This is a genomic window from Nocardia brasiliensis ATCC 700358 (assembly GCF_000250675.2).
GTDB lineage: Bacteria > Actinomycetota > Actinomycetes > Mycobacteriales > Mycobacteriaceae > Nocardia > Nocardia brasiliensis_B.
Genome location: NC_018681.1, coordinates 4,049,700 through 4,071,958, shown reverse-complemented (window position 1 = coordinate 4,071,958; position 22,259 = coordinate 4,049,700). Strand labels below are relative to the sequence as shown.

At 66.5% G+C, this 22,259-nt stretch carries 20 protein-coding genes; 15 read left to right on the top strand and 5 right to left on the bottom strand.

Going from position 1 to position 22,259, the window contains the following annotated elements; all coding sequences use genetic code 11:
- Nucleotides 1–385 precede the first annotated feature (385 nt).
- The 5 genes from O3I_RS18360 (at nt 386) to O3I_RS18340 (ending at nt 3,705) form a co-directional block, all read left to right on the top strand.
- Entirely contained in the window at nt 386–949 is a 564-nt protein-coding gene (locus O3I_RS18360) for a nitroreductase family deazaflavin-dependent oxidoreductase (protein WP_014984452.1), read from the top strand.
- Nucleotides 949–1,545 (top strand): carboxymuconolactone decarboxylase family protein, encoded by a 597-nt coding sequence (locus tag O3I_RS18355; RefSeq protein ID WP_014984451.1) that lies wholly within the window; start codon nt 949–951, stop codon nt 1,543–1,545. The genes O3I_RS18360 and O3I_RS18355 overlap by 1 nt, the downstream gene beginning before the upstream one ends.
- Nucleotides 1,546–1,615: 70 nt before the next feature.
- Complete coding sequence (locus tag O3I_RS18350; RefSeq protein ID WP_014984450.1) at nt 1,616–1,996, top strand: winged helix-turn-helix transcriptional regulator; 381 nt, start codon at nt 1,616–1,618, stop codon at nt 1,994–1,996.
- A complete protein-coding gene (locus O3I_RS18345) occupies nt 1,990–2,802 on the top strand; it encodes an NADPH-dependent F420 reductase (RefSeq protein WP_014984449.1) in 813 nt (270 codons plus the stop codon). The genes O3I_RS18350 and O3I_RS18345 overlap by 7 nt, the downstream gene beginning before the upstream one ends.
- A 33-nt stretch (nt 2,803–2,835) precedes the next feature.
- Complete coding sequence (locus O3I_RS18340) at nt 2,836–3,705, top strand: SDR family NAD(P)-dependent oxidoreductase (protein ID WP_051066657.1); 870 nt, start codon at nt 2,836–2,838, stop codon at nt 3,703–3,705.
- 21 nt (nt 3,706–3,726) lie between these two features.
- On the opposite strand, the gene O3I_RS46350 is transcribed toward O3I_RS18340, so the two are convergent.
- On the bottom strand, nt 3,727–4,155 hold the full coding sequence (locus O3I_RS46350; RefSeq protein ID WP_081594027.1) for an excalibur calcium-binding domain-containing protein: 429 nt from the start codon (nt 4,153–4,155) through the stop codon (nt 3,727–3,729).
- 256 nt (nt 4,156–4,411) lie between these two features.
- Between O3I_RS46350 and O3I_RS18330 the strand changes: the two genes are divergently transcribed.
- Nucleotides 4,412–5,428, top strand: coding sequence for an Acg family FMN-binding oxidoreductase (locus O3I_RS18330; RefSeq protein ID WP_014984445.1), 1,017 nt, complete (start codon nt 4,412–4,414; stop codon nt 5,426–5,428).
- Nucleotides 5,425–6,447, top strand: a complete 1,023-nt coding sequence (locus O3I_RS18325; protein WP_014984444.1) for an Acg family FMN-binding oxidoreductase — start codon at nt 5,425–5,427, stop codon at nt 6,445–6,447. Before O3I_RS18330 ends, O3I_RS18325 begins: the two co-directional genes overlap by 4 nt.
- Nucleotides 6,448–6,456: 9 nt before the next feature.
- Here the strand turns inward: O3I_RS18325 and O3I_RS46345 are convergent, their stop codons facing one another.
- On the bottom strand, nt 6,457–6,906 hold the full coding sequence (locus O3I_RS46345) for a hypothetical protein (RefSeq protein WP_237748327.1): 450 nt from the start codon (nt 6,904–6,906) through the stop codon (nt 6,457–6,459).
- 611 nt (nt 6,907–7,517) lie between these two features.
- Here O3I_RS46345 and O3I_RS18315 point away from each other — a divergent pair.
- The 5 genes from O3I_RS18315 (at nt 7,518) to O3I_RS18295 (ending at nt 13,520) form a co-directional block, all read left to right on the top strand.
- The gene (locus O3I_RS18315; RefSeq protein WP_014984442.1) at nt 7,518–9,053 is read left to right on the top strand and encodes an AAA family ATPase; all 1,536 of its coding nucleotides are present in this window, start codon (nt 7,518–7,520) and stop codon (nt 9,051–9,053) included.
- A 27-nt stretch (nt 9,054–9,080) separates the two neighbouring features.
- Nucleotides 9,081–9,728, top strand: coding sequence for a response regulator transcription factor (locus tag O3I_RS18310; RefSeq protein ID WP_014984441.1), 648 nt, complete (start codon nt 9,081–9,083; stop codon nt 9,726–9,728).
- 78 nt (nt 9,729–9,806) lie between these two features.
- Nucleotides 9,807–11,573, top strand: coding sequence for a GAF domain-containing sensor histidine kinase (locus tag O3I_RS18305; RefSeq protein ID WP_014984440.1), 1,767 nt, complete (start codon nt 9,807–9,809; stop codon nt 11,571–11,573).
- 121 nt (nt 11,574–11,694) lie between these two features.
- Nucleotides 11,695–12,612, top strand: a complete 918-nt coding sequence (locus O3I_RS18300) for a universal stress protein (protein WP_014984439.1) — start codon at nt 11,695–11,697, stop codon at nt 12,610–12,612.
- A 29-nt stretch (nt 12,613–12,641) separates the two neighbouring features.
- Nucleotides 12,642–13,520, top strand: coding sequence for a universal stress protein (locus tag O3I_RS18295; protein ID WP_014984438.1), 879 nt, complete (start codon nt 12,642–12,644; stop codon nt 13,518–13,520).
- Here the strand turns inward: O3I_RS18295 and O3I_RS18290 are convergent, their stop codons facing one another.
- The 3 genes from O3I_RS18290 to O3I_RS18280 form a co-directional block, all read right to left on the bottom strand.
- Nucleotides 13,521–14,864: a wax ester/triacylglycerol synthase family O-acyltransferase gene (locus O3I_RS18290; protein WP_014984437.1), complete on the bottom strand. Its 1,344-nt coding sequence runs from the start codon at nt 14,862–14,864 to the stop codon at nt 13,521–13,523. It abuts the gene before it with no gap.
- Between the two features lie 27 nt (nt 14,865–14,891).
- Complete coding sequence (locus O3I_RS18285; RefSeq protein WP_014984436.1) at nt 14,892–15,704, bottom strand: hypothetical protein; 813 nt, start codon at nt 15,702–15,704, stop codon at nt 14,892–14,894.
- 72 nt (nt 15,705–15,776) lie between these two features.
- Nucleotides 15,777–16,199, bottom strand: a complete 423-nt coding sequence (locus O3I_RS18280) for an Hsp20/alpha crystallin family protein (RefSeq protein WP_014984435.1) — start codon at nt 16,197–16,199, stop codon at nt 15,777–15,779.
- A gap of 346 nt (nt 16,200–16,545) precedes the next feature.
- On the opposite strand from O3I_RS18280, the gene O3I_RS18275 reads away from it, so the two are divergent.
- The 3 genes from O3I_RS18275 to O3I_RS18265 all read left to right on the top strand — a co-directional run bounded on the left by O3I_RS18275 (nt 16,546) and on the right by O3I_RS18265 (nt 22,250).
- Nucleotides 16,546–17,133: a phosphatase PAP2 family protein gene (locus O3I_RS18275; RefSeq protein ID WP_014984434.1), complete on the top strand. Its 588-nt coding sequence runs from the start codon at nt 16,546–16,548 to the stop codon at nt 17,131–17,133.
- A gap of 90 nt (nt 17,134–17,223) precedes the next feature.
- Nucleotides 17,224–19,614 carry a lysylphosphatidylglycerol synthase domain-containing protein gene (locus O3I_RS18270; protein ID WP_014984433.1) on the top strand — a complete coding sequence of 797 codons (2,391 nt, stop codon included), beginning with the start codon at nt 17,224–17,226 and terminating at the stop codon, nt 19,612–19,614.
- A gap of 71 nt (nt 19,615–19,685) precedes the next feature.
- Nucleotides 19,686–22,250 (top strand): cation-translocating P-type ATPase, encoded by a 2,565-nt coding sequence (locus O3I_RS18265; RefSeq protein WP_041562692.1) that lies wholly within the window; start codon nt 19,686–19,688, stop codon nt 22,248–22,250.
- Nucleotides 22,251–22,259: the final 9 nt, after the last annotated feature.

Genomic DNA, 22,259 nt, shown 5'->3' with positions numbered 1-22,259 from the left:
AGTAGCCGAGGGCCTCGGGCCGGAGGGTGAGCCGGTCGGCGTGGCTGCGGCGCCGATCGCGGTGGTCTCCGACAACGGCTCGTGTTTCCGCGGCGAGGTCTTCAAGAGGCCTTCCTCGGCTCCGATCCGCTGCTGCAGCACCTTATCACCGTGCCGGTGCAAGAACCGTCGGCTGCATCGCGGCAGTCATCGCCTGGCGCAAAGGTTCGACGCGCTCCGGGCACCGGCTTCGGTGTCGCGGGCTACTTGTTTTCGGTGACCGTGGGTGTCGGGATGGCGGCCGACTGTGTGGTCATGCACCGATTGGTAGGCGTCAGAAGATTCATCCTGGTTGGTGGAAAGACCGTGTGGGTGCCGGAACTCGGCCGACGAAAGGTGGACTGTTATGCCGGAAAGCGACGACGTAACCGGGATCGTTTCCGATGAACAGGGTTATGAGAAGTTCGGGGCGAGCGCGAAGATGTGGTCGTGGCCGATCGAGGAACAGATCGCCTACAACCAACGATTCATGCGGGCCTTCCGCCGCAACGGCGGCGTCATCGACCGCTACTACGATCCGGAGAAAAAAATCGGCGGCGATTATCGCGGCAAAATTCCGCTGCTGATCCTGCACCACACCGGTGCGAAATCCGGCGCGTCGCGCCAGACACCGCTGTCCTATTACGACGATCACGGCAATCCCGTCGTCGTCGGCTCGGACAACGGCTCGGACAAGGCGCCCGCTTGGGTGCACAACCTGCGGGCCGATCCGCGGGTCCGCGTCGAACTCGGACGCGAGGTCCGCACGGCAACGGCGAAAGAGTTGTCCGGCAGTGAACGTGACGCCGTATTCGCTGAGCTGGTGCACGTGCTGCCGTTTCAGGTCGGCAACCAGGCCAAGACCGCGCGGACCCTGCCGCTGTTCCGGTTGATCCTGGACCCGCCCGCGGACCCCGCCGGGCGGCGGTGATGGCACGCATCCCCTACCCCGAACCCGCCGAGGTGCCGGCGTCGCTGGCACCGATACTGGCCGACCAGATCAACGTGTTCCGGATGGCCGGGCACTCACCGATCCTGCTGAGCTTGTTCTCGGTGTATTCCACGAGCCTGCTCACCCACACCGCGCTCGGCGCACGCGAGCGGGAACTGGTGATCCTGGCGTGCGCTCAGCTCTACGGTTCGGATTACGAATGGCGCCAGCACCTGCGCACCGCCCCGCAGACGGGCTTGACCGGCAGCCATTTCGACGCGCTCGCCGCGCGTCATTTCAGCGCACCGGTGTTCACCGAACACGAGCAGGTGCTGCTGGAGTTCGTCACCACCTGCGTGCACCGGCCACGCCCACCCGCGGCGGTTCTGAATCGGTTCCGTGCCCGGTTCAGTGATCGTCACCTCGTGGAGATCCTCGCCCTGCTCGGCAACTATCTGACGATCGCCCGGCTCAGCACCGTGCTCGAGGTGGAGGTCGATGTGCCCGAACAGGTCGACGCCGCGGCTTTCTGGGACCGGGCCAACGGGTTGGTCGATTCTCTCATCGACCGCATCGCCCGGCAGTGGGCGCCGTGAGCACCGGCCGCCAATGCACGCGATGGTGTCGCGCACCGAACGGTAGGAAACCGATATGCATGATTGCGGTATGAGCCCGAACATCGACCCCGAGGAACTGTTCGCGGACTGCCGTATCCGCACCGGTGCGGAATTGTTTTCCCATCGTTGGGACATGGTGGTCCTGGCCGCTTTGCACGACGGTCCGCACCGGCGCAGCGAGTTGCGTGAGCGGGTCGGCGAACTCAGTGACAAATCGTTGACCGAAACGCTGCGACGACTGACTGGTTTCGGGTTGATCACCAGTCACAGATTCGCCGAACGACCCCCTCGGGTCGAATACGAACTCACCGTTTTGGGCATGAGCCTTCTCGATGGTCCGGTGCGCGCACTGGGCCGCTGGATGTATGAGCACGGCGCCGCACTCGCCGACGCCGTCGACCCTGCTGGAAAGGAGTCACAGTTATGGTGAAAATCGGTGTGATCGGCGCGGGAATCCTCGGCGGCACCCTCGCTCGGCATCTTGCCGCGGTCGGGAACACGGTGCAGGTCGCCAACTCACACGAACCAGAATCATTGTCGGATCTGCTTGTCGACGGGATGAGTGCCGGGTGGGCCGCCGATGTGGCCGCCACTGCGGGCATCTTGTTCCTGGCTCTTCCCTACAGCGCACTGCCCACCGCAGCGAGATCGGTAGCCGAGCACGCCGGGCCGGAAACGATCATCGTCGACACCGGCAACTACTACCCGGGCCGCGACGGCATCCTGCCCGGACTGGGCGACACCGACACCCCGGAGCCGGACACCCTATGGCTGTCAGGGCTGATCGGACGCCCGATCTTCAAAGCGTTCAACAACATCACCTACGTGAGCCTGCGTGACGGCGGCCGCCCGGCGGGGTCGCCGCAACGGTTCGGGCTGCCGATCGCAGGTCCCGACGGAACCGCCAAACATCGCCTCAGTCAGCTGGTCGACCAGGCTGGATTCGACCCGGTCGACGGCGGCACCCTCGCACAGTCCTGGCGTCAGCAACCCGGCTCACCGGTCTATGCCACCGACCTGCCCGCGGCCGCGCTGCGCAAGCACCTCGATGCCGCGCAACCGCAGGACCCGGCAATCTACCGGGCCAACCGCGCCCAGTTCGACGACGTGACCGCCGCCGGATACGACACCATCCGCAGCTTGCGTGAGCAAGGGTTGAGCTTCGACCAGATCATCGACGCGATGGCCGCTGACACAGAAGACGCCGTGTCCAAAGTCCACGATGCCCAGAAATAACCTCCATCCCGACGATCAGAAAGGAGTAGACAGGTGGGGTCGAGAAATTGGTTCATCACCGGCGCCTCACGAGGTCTCGGACGCGAATGGGCCCTTGCGGCACTCGAACGGGGCGACCGCGTCGCTGCGACCGCCCGCACCGTCGCGACACTCGATGAACTGGTCGAACGCTTCGGCGACGCTGTAGTTCCGATTCAGTTGGATGTCGCCCAGCGAAGCGCCGGCGCTCGAGCCATCCAGTGCGCCCACAATGTGCTGGGCCGCCTGGATGTCGTGGTCAACAACGCAGGCTACGGACAACTGGGAATGGTCGAGGAACTCGACGACGCCCAAATCGACTCGGTGTTCGAAACCAACGTCTTCGGCGCGATACGGATCGTGCGAGCCGCGCTACCGATCCTGCGCGCCCAGCGATCCGGCCACATCATCGCGGTCTCCTCACTACTGGGGCAGATCGCCTACCCTGGCGCCGGAGCCTACGCGGCAACCAAATTCGCCCTCGAAGCCTTCCACGAAGCACTCGCCGCGGAGGTCTCCGCCTTCGGCATCGCGGTGACGATCATCGAACCCCAAGGATTCTCCACAGGATTCAACACCTCCATGCAACCCACCACCACGATCGAGGCCTATCGCGACATCCGCGACGCGACCACCACCGCCGCTGCCACTCGCTCCCCGGGTGATCCCGCCGCCACCCGAGCCGCGCTCCTCACCCTCGTCGACGCCGCCTCCCCACCACTGAGGTTGCTATTCGGCAACGACGGACTCGAACGCATCACCGCAGCGTACGAATCACGGCTGGCCACCTGGCAAGCATGGCATCAGGTATCCATCGCCGCCCACGGCAACAGCGCGAGCCACGTGCCAGGGGGACCCCGCTTCGACAGAGCCGACCACGCCTGAACTCCGCACCGCGGCCATCCGCTATTCGCAAGCAACTCCGTCGCCGTCACGATCCAGGCCCGGACGGTAGCCGGGTTCACCGCGATGCAGAGGAGCTGCGCCGGCCGCCCGGGCGGCGGCGCAGTTGGCGTAGTAGGTACTCGGTGCGGGGGGCGCCGAAGGTGTCGTCGGCTGCTCAGGAGCGGGCGCGGGCGGCACGAATCGCTGCGGTACCGCCACGGTCGTCGGTGGTGGCGTGACCGTGGTCGGCACGATCGAGGGAGTGGATACCGACGTGGTCGTGTAGGGGGTCCGGGTCGGCGTCGCGGTCGCCGGTTTGCTGAGAGTCGAGGACGGCGTCGGATGCACGGTGGGGGCGATCGCAGGAGTACGCCCGCAGGCTGTGGACCCGAGGGAAATTCCCGCGATCAGGAAGACGGCGGCGGCGCAGTGTCGCGGTGTTGTAGTCATGATGTGCCTTGTTCTGGTGAATTGACGCGATCGAGTGTTGATCCGAATGGTTCACTCCCCCGACGGAGTGATCGCGTACCACCGATGATTCGCCGTACCGACGCTGTGCTTCAGAGCCGAAGGGCCCTAATGGTTTCCACCTTCGGCCTCGTTACCCGCCATGACAGCACAGCGCCGGATCCCGGGTGACTTTGTGCCTTCCGGTACGGGCGGAAGTCCCGTAGTTCCTGCCATTTCGGCGGCGGACACTCGATGCATGACCGTAAGCGACGCACTTCCCGAAACATTCGTACCGGATCGGCCGACGATCACGGCGGCTGTGCGGCAGGCCGGGCGCGCGCCTTCGGTGCACAACACCCAGCCGTGGCGCTGGGTGTTCGACGGCACGCGCCTGCACCTGTATCGCGACAACGAACGCCTGCTGACCTCGACCGATCCGCACGGCAGGCAGCTGGTCATCAGCTGTGGCGCGGTACTGCACCATCTGCGCACCGTATTCGCCGAGTTCGGCTGGCACACCGATACCGTTCGATTGCCGAACCCGGATAGTCTCGATCACCTGGCGACCATCGAGTTCCGCCCGTGGCCGGATCCGCCCGCCGGGGTCCACGCGCGCGCCCGCGCTATCGAACGGCGCCGCACCGACCGGCTGCCCATGCTGGCACCACAGCACTGGGCCGAGCTCGTGCACGCCGCGCGGATGCTCGCCAATCCGCACGACATTCAGATCGATGTCCTCGACACCGCCGCCGGCGCGCGGCTGGCTGCCGCCTCGCAGCACGCGACGGCGCTGCGCCGCTACGACATGGAGTACCAGGCCGAATTACATTGGTGGAGTGGGCATTCGCATGCGCCAGAGGGCGTGCCCCGCAGCGCACTCATCTCGGACGCCGAGGCCGCCCGGGTCCCGGTAGCCCGTACGTTCCCCGCCGCACCGCATTCGTCGCGGCGCGCGGACATCGAAGACCAGGCCCACCTGATGGTGCTAAGTTCTACCGGCGACTCCGTGTCGGCGTGGCTACGCAGCGGCGAGGCACTGTCGGCCGTACTGCTCGAATGCACCGTCGCCGAACAGGTCAGTTGCGCGCTGACCCACATCACCGAACTACCGACCGCGCGCAAGGCCATCGCCGACCTGCTCGGCCACTCGGTAACGCCGCAGGTCGTAATCCGAGTCGGCACTGCACCGGACGATGACGAAGCCACTCCGATGTCGCATCGCCGACCGGTCTCCGACATCCTGTCGTTTCGCCGAGAGCAGCCGGAGCCATGACCGTGCCCGACGGCTCGACCACCCCCAGCCTGTCCGTGGTTCGCACCGCGCTGGCCCTCGCCTGCCGAGCACCGTCGGTGCACAACACACAGCCCTGGCACTGGGTATTCGACGGATCGAAGTTGTTGCTCTACCGCGATACCACGCGGCAGTTGCCCGCGGGAGACCCGCAGTACCGGCAGTCGATCATCAGCTGCGGCGCGGCGCTCGATCATGCTCGGCAAGCCTTCGTGTCCATGGGCTGGTTCGCCCATATCACTCGCATCCCGCAGCCGGGCTGCCCGGAACTGCTTGCCGCTCTGCGGTTTCGACCGTGGAGCGGTCCGTTGAACAGGACCGCGGCCCGAGTCCGCGCCATACCCCGGCGACATACCGACCGACTGCCGATGCTGCCGCCTGACCACTGGCCGGACGTGCTCGCGACCGCGCGTGAACTCGCTCGGCCGCACCAGGTGGTGGTAGACGAAATCACCGACGGCGACCGTCCTCGATTGGCCGAGGCCACACGTCACATTACCGCGCTGCGTCGATACGACACCGCGTACCAGGACGAATTGCACTGGTGGAGTGGATCGTCGGAGTCACGTGGGATACCCGCAAGCGCACTCACATCGTCGGCCGAAGCGGCCCGAACGCCCGTGGGACGGGCCTTTCCGTTTGCCCCGTACGCCAACCGGCGATCCGGTCTCGAAGACCGTTCTCGTCTGCTGTTGCTCAGTTCCGTCGGCGACTCGTTCACGCAATGGCTGCACACCGGGGAGGCACTGTCCAACATCTTGCTGGAATGCACGGCACGCGGTCTGGCTACCTGTGAACTGACCCACCTCACCGAACTCACCGCTACCAGATCTGTTCTGGCCGAACTACTTTCCCGGCCCGGTGCGGCGCAGGTCGTCGTCCGAGTCGGCAATGCCCCCGACGACACGACGGTCACCGCATCGCCGCGGCGCCCGCTGTCCGAAGTCTTCGACTTCCAGCCGGAGCACCCGAGAAATCGCACCCGAGACCTGATGATGTAGGTACCGCGTTCAGGACACCGCGCCGAACAGGTCGAGAACGTCGGACAGTTGGCGACGTGGGGTGACCGGGGGTGTGATGGTGTCGGTTGGCGCCCACCCGATCTTCACCACCGATTGAGGCTGACCTCGGCCGTTCAGGACCCGGGCGCGGACACACTGCCGAAGATCGGCGTCCCGCAGTGATTCGTTCAGCGCACAGGAGGCCAAACCGATGTTCGTCGCGGTCAGCAGCACTGCGCTGAGCGCCTCGCCGGCACACAGTTGCGCCAGCCGGTCGTCCGCCGCTGTGCTGAGCACCAAGAGTTCGGCACAGTCGGATTCGCTACCGTGCGCAGCCCAGTGACGGTCGGTGCCCGCGTTGCGCGCCGCAGCCGTGGCCAGCACTTCGACCAACTGCTCACGCTCTGTGCCCAGGGCCTGCCGGACAGCGACCCCGTGCGCCTGCGCCCGTTCACGCACGAGGCCCACACTTCCGGGTGGGATGAGCTCTGAACTGAAGCTGCGCCGGTCTGTCTGCCGGCGGGGAATCGCGTTACCGAGAGCCAACTCGATCATGGTCGGTCGATGCGGCACCAGGCGCAGCGAGGCCAGGTGGTCCGGATCCGCTGGGTTCGGCAACCGACGCACAACTGCCGACCACCCTGCGGCCGCCAACGCGATCCGAAGATGATGCAGTGCGGCACCACAACTCGAGACGGCGTCGCGTTGGGCCGAATCGGTCGGCGCCGGTACCTGGACCGCGTCGAGGTATAGGTCGATGCGGTGATCACCGACGCGGAATCGCCACGGTTGCGAATTGCGGACAGATGGCGCCCGTGTCGCGAGCACGACTGCCGCACGCAACGCATCATCCTCGGGCCATCCGTAACTCATCGTCGATCGTCCTTTCCTCGTCGGTGACCACGCTGCCAGTCACCCACGAGGCGGGTAAGAGCAGCAGGTCCTGAAGTCGAGGGACTTCAGGAAACGATCCGGAAGACCCACGGCATTCATGACCTTCGGCCATGCCGGGCGAAGCCACCACAAGCGATCCTGGCTACAGGAACGAATCCTCCGAAAGGCTGTGCCCCATGCCCGATTACGGACCGCGCGCAGAATTGCGAGAGACGCACACCGGGTTGGTGGTGCTCTTCGGCGACCGGGCGTACAAGGTGAAAAAACCAATACGCACCGACTTTCTCGACTTCAGCACTCCCGCGCTGCGCGAACTCGCGTGTGCCCGTGAGGTCGAACTCAACAGCAGGCTGGCACCCGACGTGTATCTCGGCGTGGCGCACCTCACCGATCCGGCCGGCGGGCCGGACGAGCCGATCGTGCTCATGCGCCGCATGCCGGAGCAGCGCAGGCTGTCGAACATCCTCGGGGATCCCGCGCTGTCACGTGCGCGATTGTCGGCGCTGGTCCAGGTGCTCGCGTTGTTCCATCACTGCGCTCGCCGCGGTCCAGAGATCGACACGGAAGGCGAACCGGACGCACTGCGCCGCCGCTGGAAAATTCTGCTGGACAGCCTCGCCGAGCAACCGGCAGCGGTGGCGGATTCTGCTCTGGTCAACCGGATCGACTGGCTGGCGATGCGATATCTGGACGGACGAGAGTCATTGCTGCTGAACAGGATTGCGGACGGCCGCATGGTCGACGGACACGGCGACCTGCTCGCCGAGGACATTTTCGACTTGGCCGACGGCTTCCGCGTGCTGGACTGCCTGGACTTCGACGACCGCTTGCGCTACGTCGATTGCCTGGACGACATCGCCTTCCTGGCAATGGATCTGGAGTTCCGCGGCTACTCCGTCCTGGGTGCGCAACTGCTCGACGACTATCTGCTGATCACCGCGGACCCGGCGCCGCGGTCGCTGCGTGATCACTACATTGCCTACCGCGCCCTGGTCCGGGCAAAAGTCGATGCGATTCGCTTCGACCAGGGAGACACTTCTGCGCGCGACCGGGTGCACCGCCACCTGGGTATGGCTGCTCGTCATCTCGAAGCCGGCGCCGTTCGACTGGTGTTGGTCGGCGGCCTGCCCGGTACCGGAAAATCCACTGTGGCCAAGGATCTTTCAGCGGCTACCGGTGCTGCCCTCTGTTCCAGCGACGAGGTACGCAAACAATTGCGTACCACCGGGGCGGTCCTGGGCGACAGCGGAACCTTCGAGGCGGGGGCGTATTCCGCGGCGAACAAGGCTCGGGTTTACGCCGAGCTGCTGACCAGGGCCCGCCGCCTGCTCTGCGCTGGGGTATCGGTGGTTCTCGATGCCAGCTGGATCGATGCGAGCGAACGGCAACGCGCCACGGAACTCGCTGTCGACGTCCACGCCGACCTGGTCCAGTTGTACTGCGTGTGCGCCCCCGAGGTGGCCGGTCGGCGGATCAGCCAGCGTGGGTCCAGCGACTCCGATGCCACACCACACATCGCCGCCGCGATGTCGGCAGCGACCGCGCCGTGGCCGCAGGCCATCGTCCTCGACACCGAACTGCCGCTCGAGGACACGATCGCCCGCGCATATCGGGCCTGGCAGAACTCGACCCCTACGGATATGTCAAGGGACTTTGGTCACCCATTGAAGGACCAAGTCCGCGACACGAGGGACAAAATGTTCGTAGGCTGAGTCAACTGCTCAGAGAGGTGCACCGGAATGGTCACAGTCTTCTTGGTGGACGACCATCACATCGTGCGACGCGGGGTCGCCGACCTGATCGACGCCGAACCCGACCTCGAGGTGATCGGCGAGGCCGGCACCGTATCCCAGGCGATGGCGCGCATCCCCGCACTGCGCCCCGACGTCGTCGTCCTCGACGTGCGACTACCCGACGGCAACGGCATCGAACTGTGCCGCGAACTACTCGACCAGCACCCCGGCCTGCGCTGTCTGATCCTGACCTCGTTCACCGACGAGCAGGCGATGCTCGACGCGATCCTCGCCGGCGCCAGCGGATACGTGGTCAAAGACATCGGCACCACCGAACTCGTCGACGCGATTCGCGAGGTCGGCGCCGGACGCTCACTGCTCGACAATCGAGCGGCGGCCGCGCTCATGGCCAAACTCCGCGAGGAAGCCGAGGACAAAGCCGGGCCCCTGACCGGGCTGACCGATCAAGAGCGCATCCTGCTCGAACTGCTCGGCGAAGGGCTGACCAACCGGCAGATCGCCGCACGCATGTTCCTGGCCGAGAAGACCGTGAAGAATTATGTTTCCCGACTATTGTCCAAGCTCGGGGTGGAGCGACGGACCCAAGCCGCCGTCATCGCCTCCAAGCTCAACACACCACCGCTGCGGGAATGAGTCGCTGCCTGCTAACCGAGGACGGAGTGCCTGGTCAGCCCATCGCGTCCGGCGGCGACGCGTGGAAAGATGACCCAGATGGAAGGCAAGGCACCCGCTTCTGAGACACCTGGGCAGAGCCCCGTCATCGAGACACTGTCCCAGCTGCGCCTGCGCGAACTGCTCGCCGAGGTCCAGGAACGCATCGCCCAGATAGTGGGCGTGCGCGACCAGATGGACCGGCTGATCGAGGCGATGCTGGTGGTCACCGCAGGCCTGGACCTCGACAACACCCTGCGCACCATCGTGCACACCGCCATCGAACTCGTCGACGCCGGCTACGGCGCACTCGGCGTCCGCGAAACCGACAGGGACAGCCTGCAACTCGCCGAATTCGTCTACGAAGGCATCGACGACCGCACCCGGGTACTGATCGGCGACCTGCCGCGCGGACACGGTGTGCTCGGCGTACTCATCGAAGAGCCCAAACCCATACGGCTGACCGATCTTTCGACTCACCCCGCCTCGGTGGGCTTTCCCGAACATCATCCGCCGATGCACACCTTCCTCGGCGTGCCGGTCAAGGTACGCGACGAAGTATTCGGCAACCTCTACCTCACCGAAAAAGCGGGCGGCCAGGAATTCACCGAGGACGACGAGGTCATCGTCCAAGCCCTCGCCGCGGCAGCCGGCACCGCCATCGCCAACGCCCGGCTCTACGAGCAGTCCCGCATCCGCCAGCAATGGCTCGAGGCTACCCAGGATGTGGCCACCCAACTGCTCGGCGGCGGCGACCCGGGCGAGGTACTGGAGTTGGTCGCCGACCGAGCGCTGGAGCTCACCCAATCGGCGACCGCGTTTCTCGCCCTCCCCGACGACCCCGACATCCCACACGACGAGGTCGGTGAACTCGTCGTCGTCGCCGCTGCGGGCAACGGGTCGAACAAACTCCATGGACAGCGAATTCCGGTGTCGGAGTCGCATTCCGGCATCGCGTTCCGGTCCGGTGAGGTGGTCGCCACCGATCAGCTGATGTATCGGCCGCTGCTGGAATTCGCCACCGACTTCGGTCCCGCGCTGGTGCTCCCGCTGCGCGCCGAGAACACCGTCATCGGGGTGCTGGTCACGCTCCGGCCCGCGGAATCGCAACCCCTTGACGCCGCCGGGCAGGCGATGATGGCTGCCTTCTCCGATCAAGCCGCGTTGGCGCTGCAATTGGCGGCCACGCAACGACGCATGCGCGAACTCGACGTGCTCTCCGATCGCGACCGCATCGCCCGCGATCTGCACGATCACGTCATCCAGCGACTCTTCGCGGTCGGGCTGTCACTACAGAGCACGGCGCAGCGGGCCCGCACGCCCGAGGTCAAGACCAGGCTCACCGAGACCATCCAAGACATCCAGTCCATCGTGCAGGAGATCCGGCACTCGATCTTCGACCTGCACAGCAGCACCAGCGCGGATGCGCCGACCCTGCGCAAGAAACTGCATTCGATCATTGCCGAGATGACCGAGGACAGTGGATTGCGCACGACGATACGGCTCGCCGGACCGGTGTCGGTGCTGGCACCGCCGCTGTCCGAGCACGTCGAAGCGGTGCTGCGCGAAGCCGTCAGCAACGTGGTGCGACATGCGGCGGCGACCACGGTATCGATCAATCTCGCGGTCCGCGACGACGTCACCATCGAGATCACCGACGATGGCGACGGCCTGCCCGCGGAACTGTCCCGCATGAGCGGGTTGACCAATCTCGCGACCCGCGCCGAGCAAGCCGGCGGTCGCTTCGACATCGAACGGGGTACCGATCGCGGGACGACCCTGCGCTGGTCCGCGCCACTGCCGGTGCAGCCCCCACGGGGAGCCTGACCAAGAGCGATATCTGCGGCCTTTGGACCCGCATAGTCGGGACCAACGACAGACGTGTCGACCCACGTCGGATTCCTAACCTACGGGTACCAGAAATACGGGACCCGAAGGGAATCCGCTCATGTCCACCTCCCCCACCCACGACCCACGGCGATCGGCCACCGCCGCCGTGGTCGTCGGCGTCGATGGTTCCGAAGCCTCCGATCTCGCCGTCCGCTGGGCCGCCGAGACGGCCTCTCGACACAACCGGCGGCTGCATATCGCACACGGCCTCGATCTGGCGTCGTCAGCGGAGTTGCTCGGGATCTACAACACGATGGTGCCCGCCGTGGTCGACAGAATCCGTCGGCACGGTAGCGATCTCGTAGTGTCCGCCCGTAGCCTGGCCCACCAGATCGATCCCTCGCTGGATGTGGAAACCGAAGTCTCCGAGGCCAATCCGGCACGCCTGCTGATCCGCCACTCGAGCAGCGCGTACCTTGTCGCACTCGGCACCTCCGGCAATCGCACTGCGCTCGGATATCTCGGTTCTACGCTGACCGCGGTAGTCGACCACGGTCGGGGCAGCATCGTGGTCGTCCGCGATACCGGCACCGAGCAGCAGACGCGCCGGGTCGGCCCCGTGGTCGTCGGCCTCGACAGCACCGCGTACAGCGAGCCCGCCGTCGCAGCGGCGTTCGCCGAAGCGAGTGAGCGTCGCACTCAATTGGTGGCCGTACACGCCTGGGGTGATCCGTTCTTCGACCGGTTCTCCGAGGTCCCGCATCGGCTCCCCAACAACGGCGTCCAGCTCGCCGGGCAGGCCGTTATCGGCGCGCAACTCGCGGGCTGGCCGGAAAAGTATCCGGACGTGCAGGTCATCCGCAAGGTGTACCCGTTCGGTCCCCGACGCGCCTTGATCGACTGGTCCGGCTCCGCCCAGCTCGTCGTCGTCGGCAGCCGCGGCCGCGACGGATTCCGCGGCTTGCTGCTCGGCTCCACCAGCAAGGCCCTGATACAGCGCGCGCACTGTCCGGTCATGGTCGTGCGGCCGAAGTAGATATTCCTTTTCGAGAAAGACGAAACTCCATGTCCACCAACAGCATCAACCCACCCGTGGTAGTCGGCATCGACGGATCCGGCGCGGCCGACGAGGCCTTGCGCTGGGCCGCCGCCGACGCCGTGCACCACGATGCACCGCTGCATATCGTCTACGCCGCAGGCGCACGGGCCGACTTCGGGCCCGGGGTCGACTTCCGCCGGATCGACCATGACGAGTACCTCGCCGCCTGCGGCACAACGCTCGCAGCGGCCCGCCGATTCGCCACGGCGGCAGCCGAAGCCGTCGATGAACTCGTCATCGAAACCTTTTTGGTCGAAGCTCCGCCGATCCCCGCTCTCCTGGATTGCTCGAAGGATGCGCGGCTACTGGTGGTCGGCACACGCGGCGCCGGCGCTTTTCGGCGCGGCCTACTCGGGTCGGTGAGTACCGCACTCGCCCGGCATGCGCACTGCCCGGTCGCGATCGTGCCCGAGCCCGAACGGTATTCGGCGCGGCGCGTGCGCGGGCCGGTGGTGGTCGGCGTCGACGGATCGCCGTGTAGCACCCGCGCCGTCGAGATCGCCTTCGACGAGGCGTTCCGCCGCAACGCGCCGGTCCGCGCCGTACTCACCTGGTCGGAATTCCATCGGTACCTTCCGCATGCCGAGATGCAGACCGAGGCAACCGCTTTGCTGTCGGAGGCGCTGGCCGGCTATGCCGATCGGTATCCCGACCTCGCGGTGGAACGGATTGTCGCCGAGGGGCAACCAGCCGAACGACTCCTCGAAGAGGGCGAACAAGCCCAGTTGATCGTGGTCGGCAGCCATGGCCGCGGCGGTTTCGCGGGGATGACCCTAGGCTCGGTCAGCCAGGCGGTCCTGCACGCGGCCGATTGCCCGGTCATCATCACGCGCCCGCCGAACTGATCAGGTCGGCGCGACTTCCCGAGCACGCTGCAGTAGGTGGTCGATGGCTTCCTCGATACGTGCGGCGAGCAGGGGCAGATCCGGAGTGCTGTCGTAATCGCCGGTGATGCCGAATCGCAGTTGATCGTTGTAGCTCAGGATGGCGATACCGGTGCGCACGCGCATCGCGATCGGCGCATAGGCCAGGATCTCCAGTACTTCCCGGCCGTAAAGGTACAGTCGACGCCGCGGGCCGGGCACATTCGTGGCCAAGCCCGAAATACCGCGCTGCGGATATCGGGACACCAAGCGCACGGTCCACGCGATGGAGGCGAATGGCAGCCAGCGGGCCAGGGTGAGGAAGGAGTTCGCGGCTGCTGCCTCACCGCTCGCCTTGTGTGCACTCATCCGGCTGTGCACCAGAGCCAGTTGCTCGACCGGATCGGCGGACTCGATCGGAAGCAGCGGCAGCATCGCCGAAACCCGGTTGTCGAGAATGCCTTTCGCGTCTGCAGCGCGCACCGACACAGGTGTGAGAATCCGCATTTTGTCCGCCGTCGGATCCTCGCCACGAGTCAGCAAAACGGTGCGAAAGGCAGCCGCGACGGCGGCCAGGATCACGTCGTTGACCGTAGCGCCGAAAGCCGCGCCGATTTCCCGGACCACCGGCAGCGTGGTGCGGGCGACGGCGTATCGCCGCTGCCGTCCGATCGAACCGTTCAGCGAAGACCCGGCGGCAGGCAACACCGCCGACAACACCAAAGGAACCGCTGCACGCAGCGTACGCACCACGAACCGTGGCGCCGCCGCGGGCAGTCGTAACGAGCTCAGCAGCAAGTGGCCCCAATCTGTGGACGCATCAGCATTGTTCGGCACAGCTGTCAACCGCCGACCGGCAGGAGCGTCACAGAGACGTTCGAAGAGAGTGATCCCCGAGATCCCGTCCACCATACTGTGGTGGGCCTTCACGATCATCGCCCACCGATCGTCGGCAAGACGCTCGACAATGATGCACTGCCACAGCGGATGATCACGATCGAGCCGTTCCTCCATGACCTCAGCGACCAATTCGCACAGTGCCGCCTCATCCGCCGGCTCAGGTAGGGCCATCCACCGAACATGATGCGCCAGATCGAAATTCGAGTCGGTAACCCACACCGGCGCAGCGATATCCAAGGGTGCGCGACGCACCTTCTGCTGGAGTCGGCGGTCGACGTTCAGTCGCGCCGCCAACCCCGCCACGAGTTCGGCCCGTGTCGGCGGTGATCCCGCGAGGATTGCGACAGCTCCGATCCCTACGCTCACATGCCGGTCGCCGTCTTCCAGTTCCATGAAACCCGAGTCCAACGGGCCTAATTCGGACATCGTTGCTCTTCCTGTTCCGGCTCCGCCTCAGCACTTGACGCCGGTCACGGCGAAACGCTCTATCTCGGCCACATGCCCACCGGTGGCGACCGCGACGGTCAGGGTGGCGGGGCAGATGGCGGTGAACGGCACGCTCACCGTCCACGGAGTATTCGTCCCACCCGCCGGGACCGGGGCGGCAGATCCCGCCGGTTGCGGTCCATTGCCACCGCGGACCTGAACCTGCAGGCTTTCGTCGACGCCGGTGATCCGGCCACCGACCTGCACTGGGGAACCAACCGACGCAGCGTATGCCGGTGTTGTCAGCGCCAGGGTCGTGTCCTCGGTACCGACCACCTCGCACGGTCCGTTCGGTGCAGTACCGATGCGGACCAGGTGCAACACGGCGGCTGTCGCGGGTGCGCCGTTCGGGTTTTCGAAACCGACACCGATCCAGGCTTGCTCGCCCTGGATCAACGAGCTGGTGACCTTGTCGAGACTCGTGTACCCGAGATGCTGCTGCGTGAACATCAACGCGACGGTGCCCGGGTCGTCGTGCCACGGCTGATGGCCGCCGGGACGCGCCTGCCGAACCCAGGCGTCGGCTTCTCCGGTGCCGGCGAAGGGAAACAAGGGTTGATAGGCGAAAGCCGCGGGCTCTGGCGATTTCGACGGCGCGGCAGTACCCGTAGCGGGTGATGTGGAGCCGGATGGCGTTGCCGTGGGCAGTGCGCCGGCCGGTGCACTCTCGTCGGCGCCGCGGGTGACCGCGACAACGAGTGCGATCGCGGCGAGCACGACCGCCGCTGCGGCCAAGACCACGATGGTCAACCAATGACGTTGCGGCGGCGTCACGTTCATATCTATCCCTACTTCGAGGAGATGCTGTCCACCGCCCGGGACGCCAGGCCGGAGGACAGCATCCTCCGTGAGCTACTCTGCCTCTTTGACCTCGACCTTCTTCGCGACTTCCTTGGGTTCACCGAGCGGAATGCTGACGGTGAGGATGCCCTTGGCGTAGCTCGCCTCGATACCGTCTTCCTCGGCGTTGTGCGGCAGCGTCACGGAGCGATAGAACGATCCATAGCTGAACTCCGAACGCCCCTTCTCCTCGTGCTTTTCGGTGCGCTCGGCCTTGATCGTCAACTGCCGGCCCCGGATCGACACCTCGACGTCCTTGGCCGGGTCGATCCCCGGCATCTCCGCGCGCACGACATAGCGCCCGTCCTCGACCGCGTCCTCGACCCGCAACAGGTGCGAGCCGAAAATCGGTGCCATCCCGGTGGGCGCGAGCGAGTTCCACAGATCATTCAGATCAGGCAGCAACGATTCGCGATGGGCGGGAAGCAGACTCATGGTTCCTCCTCGATGAAATGTCCTCGGACGCCATCGATTCCACCCGTTCAGGTCGGCAACAGGTAGAGCATCGGGTAACCGGTGGCACCTACCGTCGTCTGCCACGGAAAAGGACCAAAGCCACTAGAGCATCGGACCGTCTCGGACTCCGATCGGTGAGCACCACCAGCGCAGCCCGGTGCGAAAAGGACCGTTACTCCACCGCGTGAACAACTTTCGGCTCTTTGACGGGGGACCTGAGCGTCGGAAGCTGGTTCGTGGAATCACTTCCACCCGCGCCGAGCAAGACACTGAGGAGAACCTGTGGATGGACACGACAGTAGGGAAACGACGCCAGGCGAATGATGTGTGGCTCGTGCTCAGCGGCTCGGCCCTCACGACGCTCTGTGCAGCGGCCACCGCGTGGCCAGTGGCCGCGCAAGCCGACCGCGCCGCTTTTCTCCGTATCAACGCGCTACCCGACCTGCTCGAACCGCCACTCTGGTTCGCTCAATTGACGGGGGTGCTGGTCGCGCCCGCCGTCGTCGCCGCGCTCGCTTTCTCCACCGGTAGGTCCCGGCTGGCCATCGGCTTGCTGCTGTTGATTCCGGCGAAGCTCGTCGTCGAACGCGAGGTGTTGAAAGAGCTTGTGTACCAGCCTCGTCCGGGCGCACGGTGGCCGGAGACGATCCTGCGCGATGTGCCGACACTGGGGGCGGCGTTTCCGTCCGGGCACGCGATCATCCTGTTCGGCACGGTCGCGTTGCTGAGGCCGTATCTGCGACGCCGCGCCAGGATGACCGTGCTGTCGGTCGCAGTCGTCGCCGCTCTGGCACGGGTCTATCTCGGAGCCCACACACCGCTCGATGTGATCGGCGGCGCGGGTGCCGGTCTTGCCGTGGGCGGCTCGATCGACCTGGTGCTGGGCGTCCTGGCCAGACGCCGCGACCCGTAGGCCGATGGTCCTCGGCGGGCGAGCCGAAGTCCCCTGTTCGAGCGGTGTTCCGGCTTGCGACAGTTCAGGACACCGACGAAAGACGAAACGATGACGGCCGAAGCAGTACAGGCGCTCACCGCACAGACCCCGAGCGAGACCTACCCACGCATTGTTCAACGCCATCTGGGCGATGCCGTTCGTGTCGCGCTCGGTATTGCGGCACTGACCATTTCGTCACTCGTCGCACGGCACACGGAGGTGCCCGCGCTCGAGATCGACCTGTTCCGGGTGATCAATGATCTTCCCTCCTGGGTGATGCCGATCCTGTTCGTCGTCATGCAGTTGGGCACCATCGGCGCGGTCGGGGTGGCTGCCGTCGCGGCGCTGTGCACGCGAAGGGTCAGGCTGGCGCGCGACCTCGCCGCCGCCGGAACCCTGGCGTACCTGCTTGCGATCGAGATCAAGTCACTGATCGGCCGGGCACGCCCGGATGTCCTGCTCGATGAACTGAACCTGCGCACCGAACAGGGCGGCCTCGGCTTCGTGTCCGGGCACGCCGCCGTCGCGGCCGCGTTGGCCGCCGCGGCCGCGCCCTGGTTGCCGCGACCATGGCGCCGGATCGTCTGGGCACTCGCCGGTGTGGTCGCGATGTCGCGCGTCTTCGTCGGGGCCCACCTCATCCTCGATGTCTTCGGCGGTGCCGCCCTCGGCTGGACCGTGGCCGCAGTCTTGCACTTGCTCTGGGGCGCACCGGTGCACCGCACGGAGGCACCCGCCCTGCACCGTGCCCTCGCCGCCGCCGGGTTACGACCGCTGCATGTCGCTCCCGTGACACTGGACGCGCGCGGCTCACGCCCGTTCCTGGTGAGCACAGTGAACGGGGCCGGGGACCTGTTCGTCAAAGTCATCGGCTACCACGAACGCAACTCCGACGTGCTGTTCAAACTGTTCCGGCACTTGGTGTTCCGCGAGATAGAGGACGAAACCCCCTTCACGACACCCAAACAAGAAGCCGAGCACGAGGCCTTCATCGCCTTGCTCGCGCAACGAGCCGGCGTGCGCACCCCGACGGTCGTGTCGGTCGGTGTCACCCCCGACGGCGAAGGCTGGCTCGCCGAAACACGCATTCCCGGAAGGAATTTCGCACGCGCGGTCCCCGAGCCGGTCACTGACGAGTTGCTGTCCGACATCTGGTGCCAGCTCGCGCTGTTGCGGGCCGCCCGCATCGCCCACCGCGATCTACGGCTGGCCAACATACTCATCGATGAGCGCGGCACACCGTGGATCGTCGACTTCGGCTTCGGTGAATCCGGCGCCTCGGACCGTCGGCTCGCCGCCGATGTCGCCGAACTCCTCGTATCGATGAGCCTGAAGGTCGGCGCAAAACGCGCGGTGGATACCGCTCGCGCCGTCCTCGGCTCCGCTGCGTTGACCGAAGCAGCCCCCTTGCTACAACCGCTCGCGCTCGCGACCGCTACGCGTAGTGCCGTCCGGCACCGGCGCGGTTTGCTCGTAGAGCTGCGTACCGCCGTCGCCGATGCGACCGAAACCACCGTCGCGCCACCGGAGGTGCTGCTGCGGTTCCGCTGGCGCACTCTCGGGTGGATCGCCGCCACGATATTCGCGACCTACGTGTTGTTGCCGCAGATCGGGCAGCTCGGACAGACGGTGCGCACCATCGATGAGGCGCAGTGGCAGTGGCTGGCGGGCGCACTGGCGATGTCGGCCGCGTCCTACGCGGCGGCGGCACTGACGTTGCTGGGCGCCAGCCCGCAGCCACTCGCGTTCGGTCGAACGATGAATGTGCAGCTGGCGACGTCGTTCGCGAATCGCCTGATGCCCTATGGTCTCGGGGGTACCGCGGTCAACGAGCGATATCTGGAACGCTGCGGTCTGAGTAGGGCTACCGCGGTCGCAGCCGTGGCGCTCACGATCACGTCCGGGGTGGTGCTGCACCTCGTCGAATTGGCCGCCGTCGGTGTGTGGTTGGGGCAGACCCGGCTGCTGCTCACCGCGGCCCTGCCGTCGGCGTGGACGTTGCTGATCGCCTTCGTCGCGGTGATGACCGTACTCGGCATCGCGGTCGCAGTGCTGCTGCGTCGTCCTGGTTTGCTCGCCGACGTACGCACCGCCGCGCGGGACATGGTCAGCATCCTGCGCGAGCCGCGGCGTGCCGTCCTGCTCATCGGCGGACAGGTCGGCAGCAATATCGCCTATATTTCGGCGCTCGGTTTCGCCGTGCACGCCTTCGGGGGGCAAGCTTCCGCGGCGCTGGTCGCTGCGGTCTTTCTCGGCGGGTCCGCACTGGGTGCGGCAAGCCCGACACCGGCTGGTCTGGGTGTGGTCGAAGCGGCACTGGTCGCGGGTTTGATGGTCGGCGGCGTCGCGGGCCCGCCGGCAGTCGCGGGCGTGCTCGCCTACCGCCTTGCGACATTCTGGCTGCCCGCGGCGGCAGGCTTCATCTCCTTCAAATCACTGCGACACCAGCGGTTTCTATGAGAGACGTTGGTCCTGCTGACCCGGGTACGAGGGCTCTGACCCGCGCGAGTACAGACAGGCAGGCTGACACCATGCATCCGTCGACCCACACGCCAACTGCCGCTCGGTGTGGTCTGTCCGAGGCGGAGGCCGCCACACGACTACACCGGGACGGGCCGAACACGCTACCCGCTCCACCACGACCGAATCCGGTCCTGCTCCTGCTGACACAACTGACCCACTTCTTCGCCCTGATGCTCTGGGCGGCAGCCGGTTTGGCATTGCTGGCCGGTATGCCGGCACTGGCCGTGGCCATCGCGGTGGTCGTCGTGCTGAACGGTGGTTTCGCCTTCGCGCAGGAGTACCGCGCCGACCGTGCCGCCGAGCGCCTACGCGATCTGCTCCCGGTGCGCGCTCGGGTACGCCGGGACGACCGAGTACGGCTGGTGGAGTCGAGCGAAATAGTGGTCGACGACCTGATGGTGCTGGAGCCCGGCGATCGGATCTGCGCCGACGCCGAAGTCCTCGACGCACAACGTCTCGACGTAGACGAATCGATGCTGACCGGGGAAAGCAAGCCGGTACCCCTCGCTCCTGGCCACGGTGTGCTGGCCGGCACGTATGTCGTTGCCGGACAGGGGCAAGCGCGGGTGACGGCGACCGGCGGCGCGACCAGGCTGGCGGGCCTTGCCGCGGTCACCGAGCGGGCGGTGCGACCGCCGAGTCCGCTGACCCGGCAACTGCACCGGGTGGTTCGTGTGGTCGCGATGATCGCGGTGACCGTCGGTGCGCTGTCGTTCGGGGTGTTCACGGTACTCGGACAGGACACCACCGAGAGCTTGCTCTTCGCGATCGGCGTGACCGTGGCGTTGGTACCCGAAGGACTGCTGCCGACGGTGACCTTGTCACTCGCCCGCGCAGCACAGCGGATGGCGGGCGCACAGGCGTTGGTACGCAGGCTGGAATCGGTCGAGACGCTCGGTGCAACGACGTTCATCTGCACCGACAAGACCGGAACACTGACCCGCAACGAGATGCAGGCCGTCGAGGTGTGGACACCTCAGGGCATCACCACGGTTCGCGGTGCGGGCTACAACCCGGAAGGCACGCTGAACGGCGCGGAAGCCGCGGTCGCCGCCGCGCGCTGTGCCGCCGACTCGGCGGCGCGGTGTTCACCCGATGCGCACGCACACCAGCACGGCGGCCGATGGTTGCCGGTGGGCGACCCGATGGAAGTCGCCGTGCATGTACTGGCCACACGCGCCGGTGCGCGCCCCGCACCACCGGCCACGGCCCGGGAGTCCTTCGACACCCACACCCGTCGTGCGTCGGTCACCGACGCCGACGGTAAGCACATCACCGGCGCTTCGGAAGCGGTGTTCGCGCTCTGCGACCCCGCGGATCCTGCGGTCGCCGCAGCCGGCGCGCAGGTCGACCGCATGGCGGCACGTGGGCTGCGGGTGATCGCCGTGGCGGTCGCGGCCGATCCCGCCCGGCCCGCACGATTGCTCGGACTGATCGCACTCGAGGACCCGCCGCGGCCCGATGTCGCCGACGCGATCACCGCTTGCCGTCGCGCCGGCATCAAAATCGCCATGATCACCGGCGATCACCCCGCCACCGCAGCGGCCATCGCCGCTGAGGTCGGCCTGCTCGGGGCCGACCGAATCATAGTGGAAGGCAAAGACCTTCCGGCAGACGACGCGGATCTGGCGGCCCTGCTCGACCGCGACGGTGTCGTCGTCGCCAGGGTGGCGCCGGAACAGAAGTTGCGAATCGCGGTGGCGCTACAACGGCGCGGACACGTGGTCGCCATGACCGGCGACGGCGTCAACGACGGACCGGCGCTGCGCTCGGCCGATATCGGCATCGCCATGGGGGCATCGGGTACCGATGTCGCCCGGGAAGCAGCAGACGTGGTGCTGCTGGACGACCATTTCGGCACCATCGTCGCGGCGGTTCAGCTCGGCCGCGCGACGTTCGCAAACATCCGGCGGTTCCTCACCTACCACCTGACCGACAATGTCGCAGAGCTCGCCCCGTTCGCCGTGTGGGCCGCATCGGGTGGCGCAATACCGCTGGGGTTCACTGTATTACAGGTGCTCGCTCTCGATATCGGCACGGATATGCTGCCCGCCCTGGCGCTCGGTGTCGAACCATCGAACCCACGCACCATGTCCGGGCCCGCACGCACCGGCACCCTGATGGACGCGAAACTGCTGCGGCGGGTCTTCGGCGTGCTCGGCCCGGCCGAGGCGGGCCTCGGCATGCTCGCTTTCCTGCTGGTCCTCGGGGCGGGCGGCTGGCACCCCGGCGCCCCGGCCGACCCCGGGCTGATCGCGACGGCGTCCGGCACGTTGTTCACCGCGGTTGTCCTCGGGCAGTTGACCAACGCTTTCGCCTGCCGCAGCGAATCGCACTGGGTCGGGGCACGCGGCTGGCGAGGAAATCCGTTGCTGCTGTGGGCGATAGCGGCCGAGCTGGTGCTACTGGTCGCTTTCCTCTGGCTGCCGCCGCTACCGGGCCTGCTGGGCGGAGCTCCGCCGAGTTGGCTCGGTTGGTCGGTCGCCGCCCTGGCGATTCCGGTGCTCGTGCTCGCCGACACCGCGCACAAGGCGGTGCGCGCCCGCCACCGCAGCCGGACCGGCACACACTGAGGTCGTTGG

Coding starts and splice junctions, on each gene's coding strand:
- O3I_RS46350 (WP_081594027.1), bottom strand. CDS start 4,155: ATGACTACAACACCGCGACACTGCGCCGCCGCCGTCTTCCTGATCGCG.
- O3I_RS18360 (WP_014984452.1), top strand. CDS start 386: ATGCCGGAAAGCGACGACGTAACCGGGATCGTTTCCGATGAACAGGGT.
- O3I_RS18330 (WP_014984445.1), top strand. CDS start 4,412: ATGACCGTAAGCGACGCACTTCCCGAAACATTCGTACCGGATCGGCCG.
- O3I_RS18310 (WP_014984441.1), top strand. CDS start 9,081: ATGGTCACAGTCTTCTTGGTGGACGACCATCACATCGTGCGACGCGGG.
- O3I_RS18290 (WP_014984437.1), bottom strand. CDS start 14,864: ATGTCCGAATTAGGCCCGTTGGACTCGGGTTTCATGGAACTGGAAGAC.
- O3I_RS18285 (WP_014984436.1), bottom strand. CDS start 15,704: ATGAACGTGACGCCGCCGCAACGTCATTGGTTGACCATCGTGGTCTTG.
- O3I_RS18305 (WP_014984440.1), top strand. CDS start 9,807: ATGGAAGGCAAGGCACCCGCTTCTGAGACACCTGGGCAGAGCCCCGTC.
- O3I_RS18355 (WP_014984451.1), top strand. CDS start 949: ATGGCACGCATCCCCTACCCCGAACCCGCCGAGGTGCCGGCGTCGCTG.
- O3I_RS18325 (WP_014984444.1), top strand. CDS start 5,425: ATGACCGTGCCCGACGGCTCGACCACCCCCAGCCTGTCCGTGGTTCGC.
- O3I_RS18295 (WP_014984438.1), top strand. CDS start 12,642: ATGTCCACCAACAGCATCAACCCACCCGTGGTAGTCGGCATCGACGGA.
- O3I_RS18350 (WP_014984450.1), top strand. CDS start 1,616: ATGAGCCCGAACATCGACCCCGAGGAACTGTTCGCGGACTGCCGTATC.
- O3I_RS18300 (WP_014984439.1), top strand. CDS start 11,695: ATGTCCACCTCCCCCACCCACGACCCACGGCGATCGGCCACCGCCGCC.
- O3I_RS18315 (WP_014984442.1), top strand. CDS start 7,518: ATGCCCGATTACGGACCGCGCGCAGAATTGCGAGAGACGCACACCGGG.
- O3I_RS18280 (WP_014984435.1), bottom strand. CDS start 16,199: ATGAGTCTGCTTCCCGCCCATCGCGAATCGTTGCTGCCTGATCTGAAT.
- O3I_RS18270 (WP_014984433.1), top strand. CDS start 17,224: ATGACGGCCGAAGCAGTACAGGCGCTCACCGCACAGACCCCGAGCGAG.
- O3I_RS18345 (WP_014984449.1), top strand. CDS start 1,990: ATGGTGAAAATCGGTGTGATCGGCGCGGGAATCCTCGGCGGCACCCTC.
- O3I_RS18265 (WP_041562692.1), top strand. CDS start 19,686: ATGCATCCGTCGACCCACACGCCAACTGCCGCTCGGTGTGGTCTGTCC.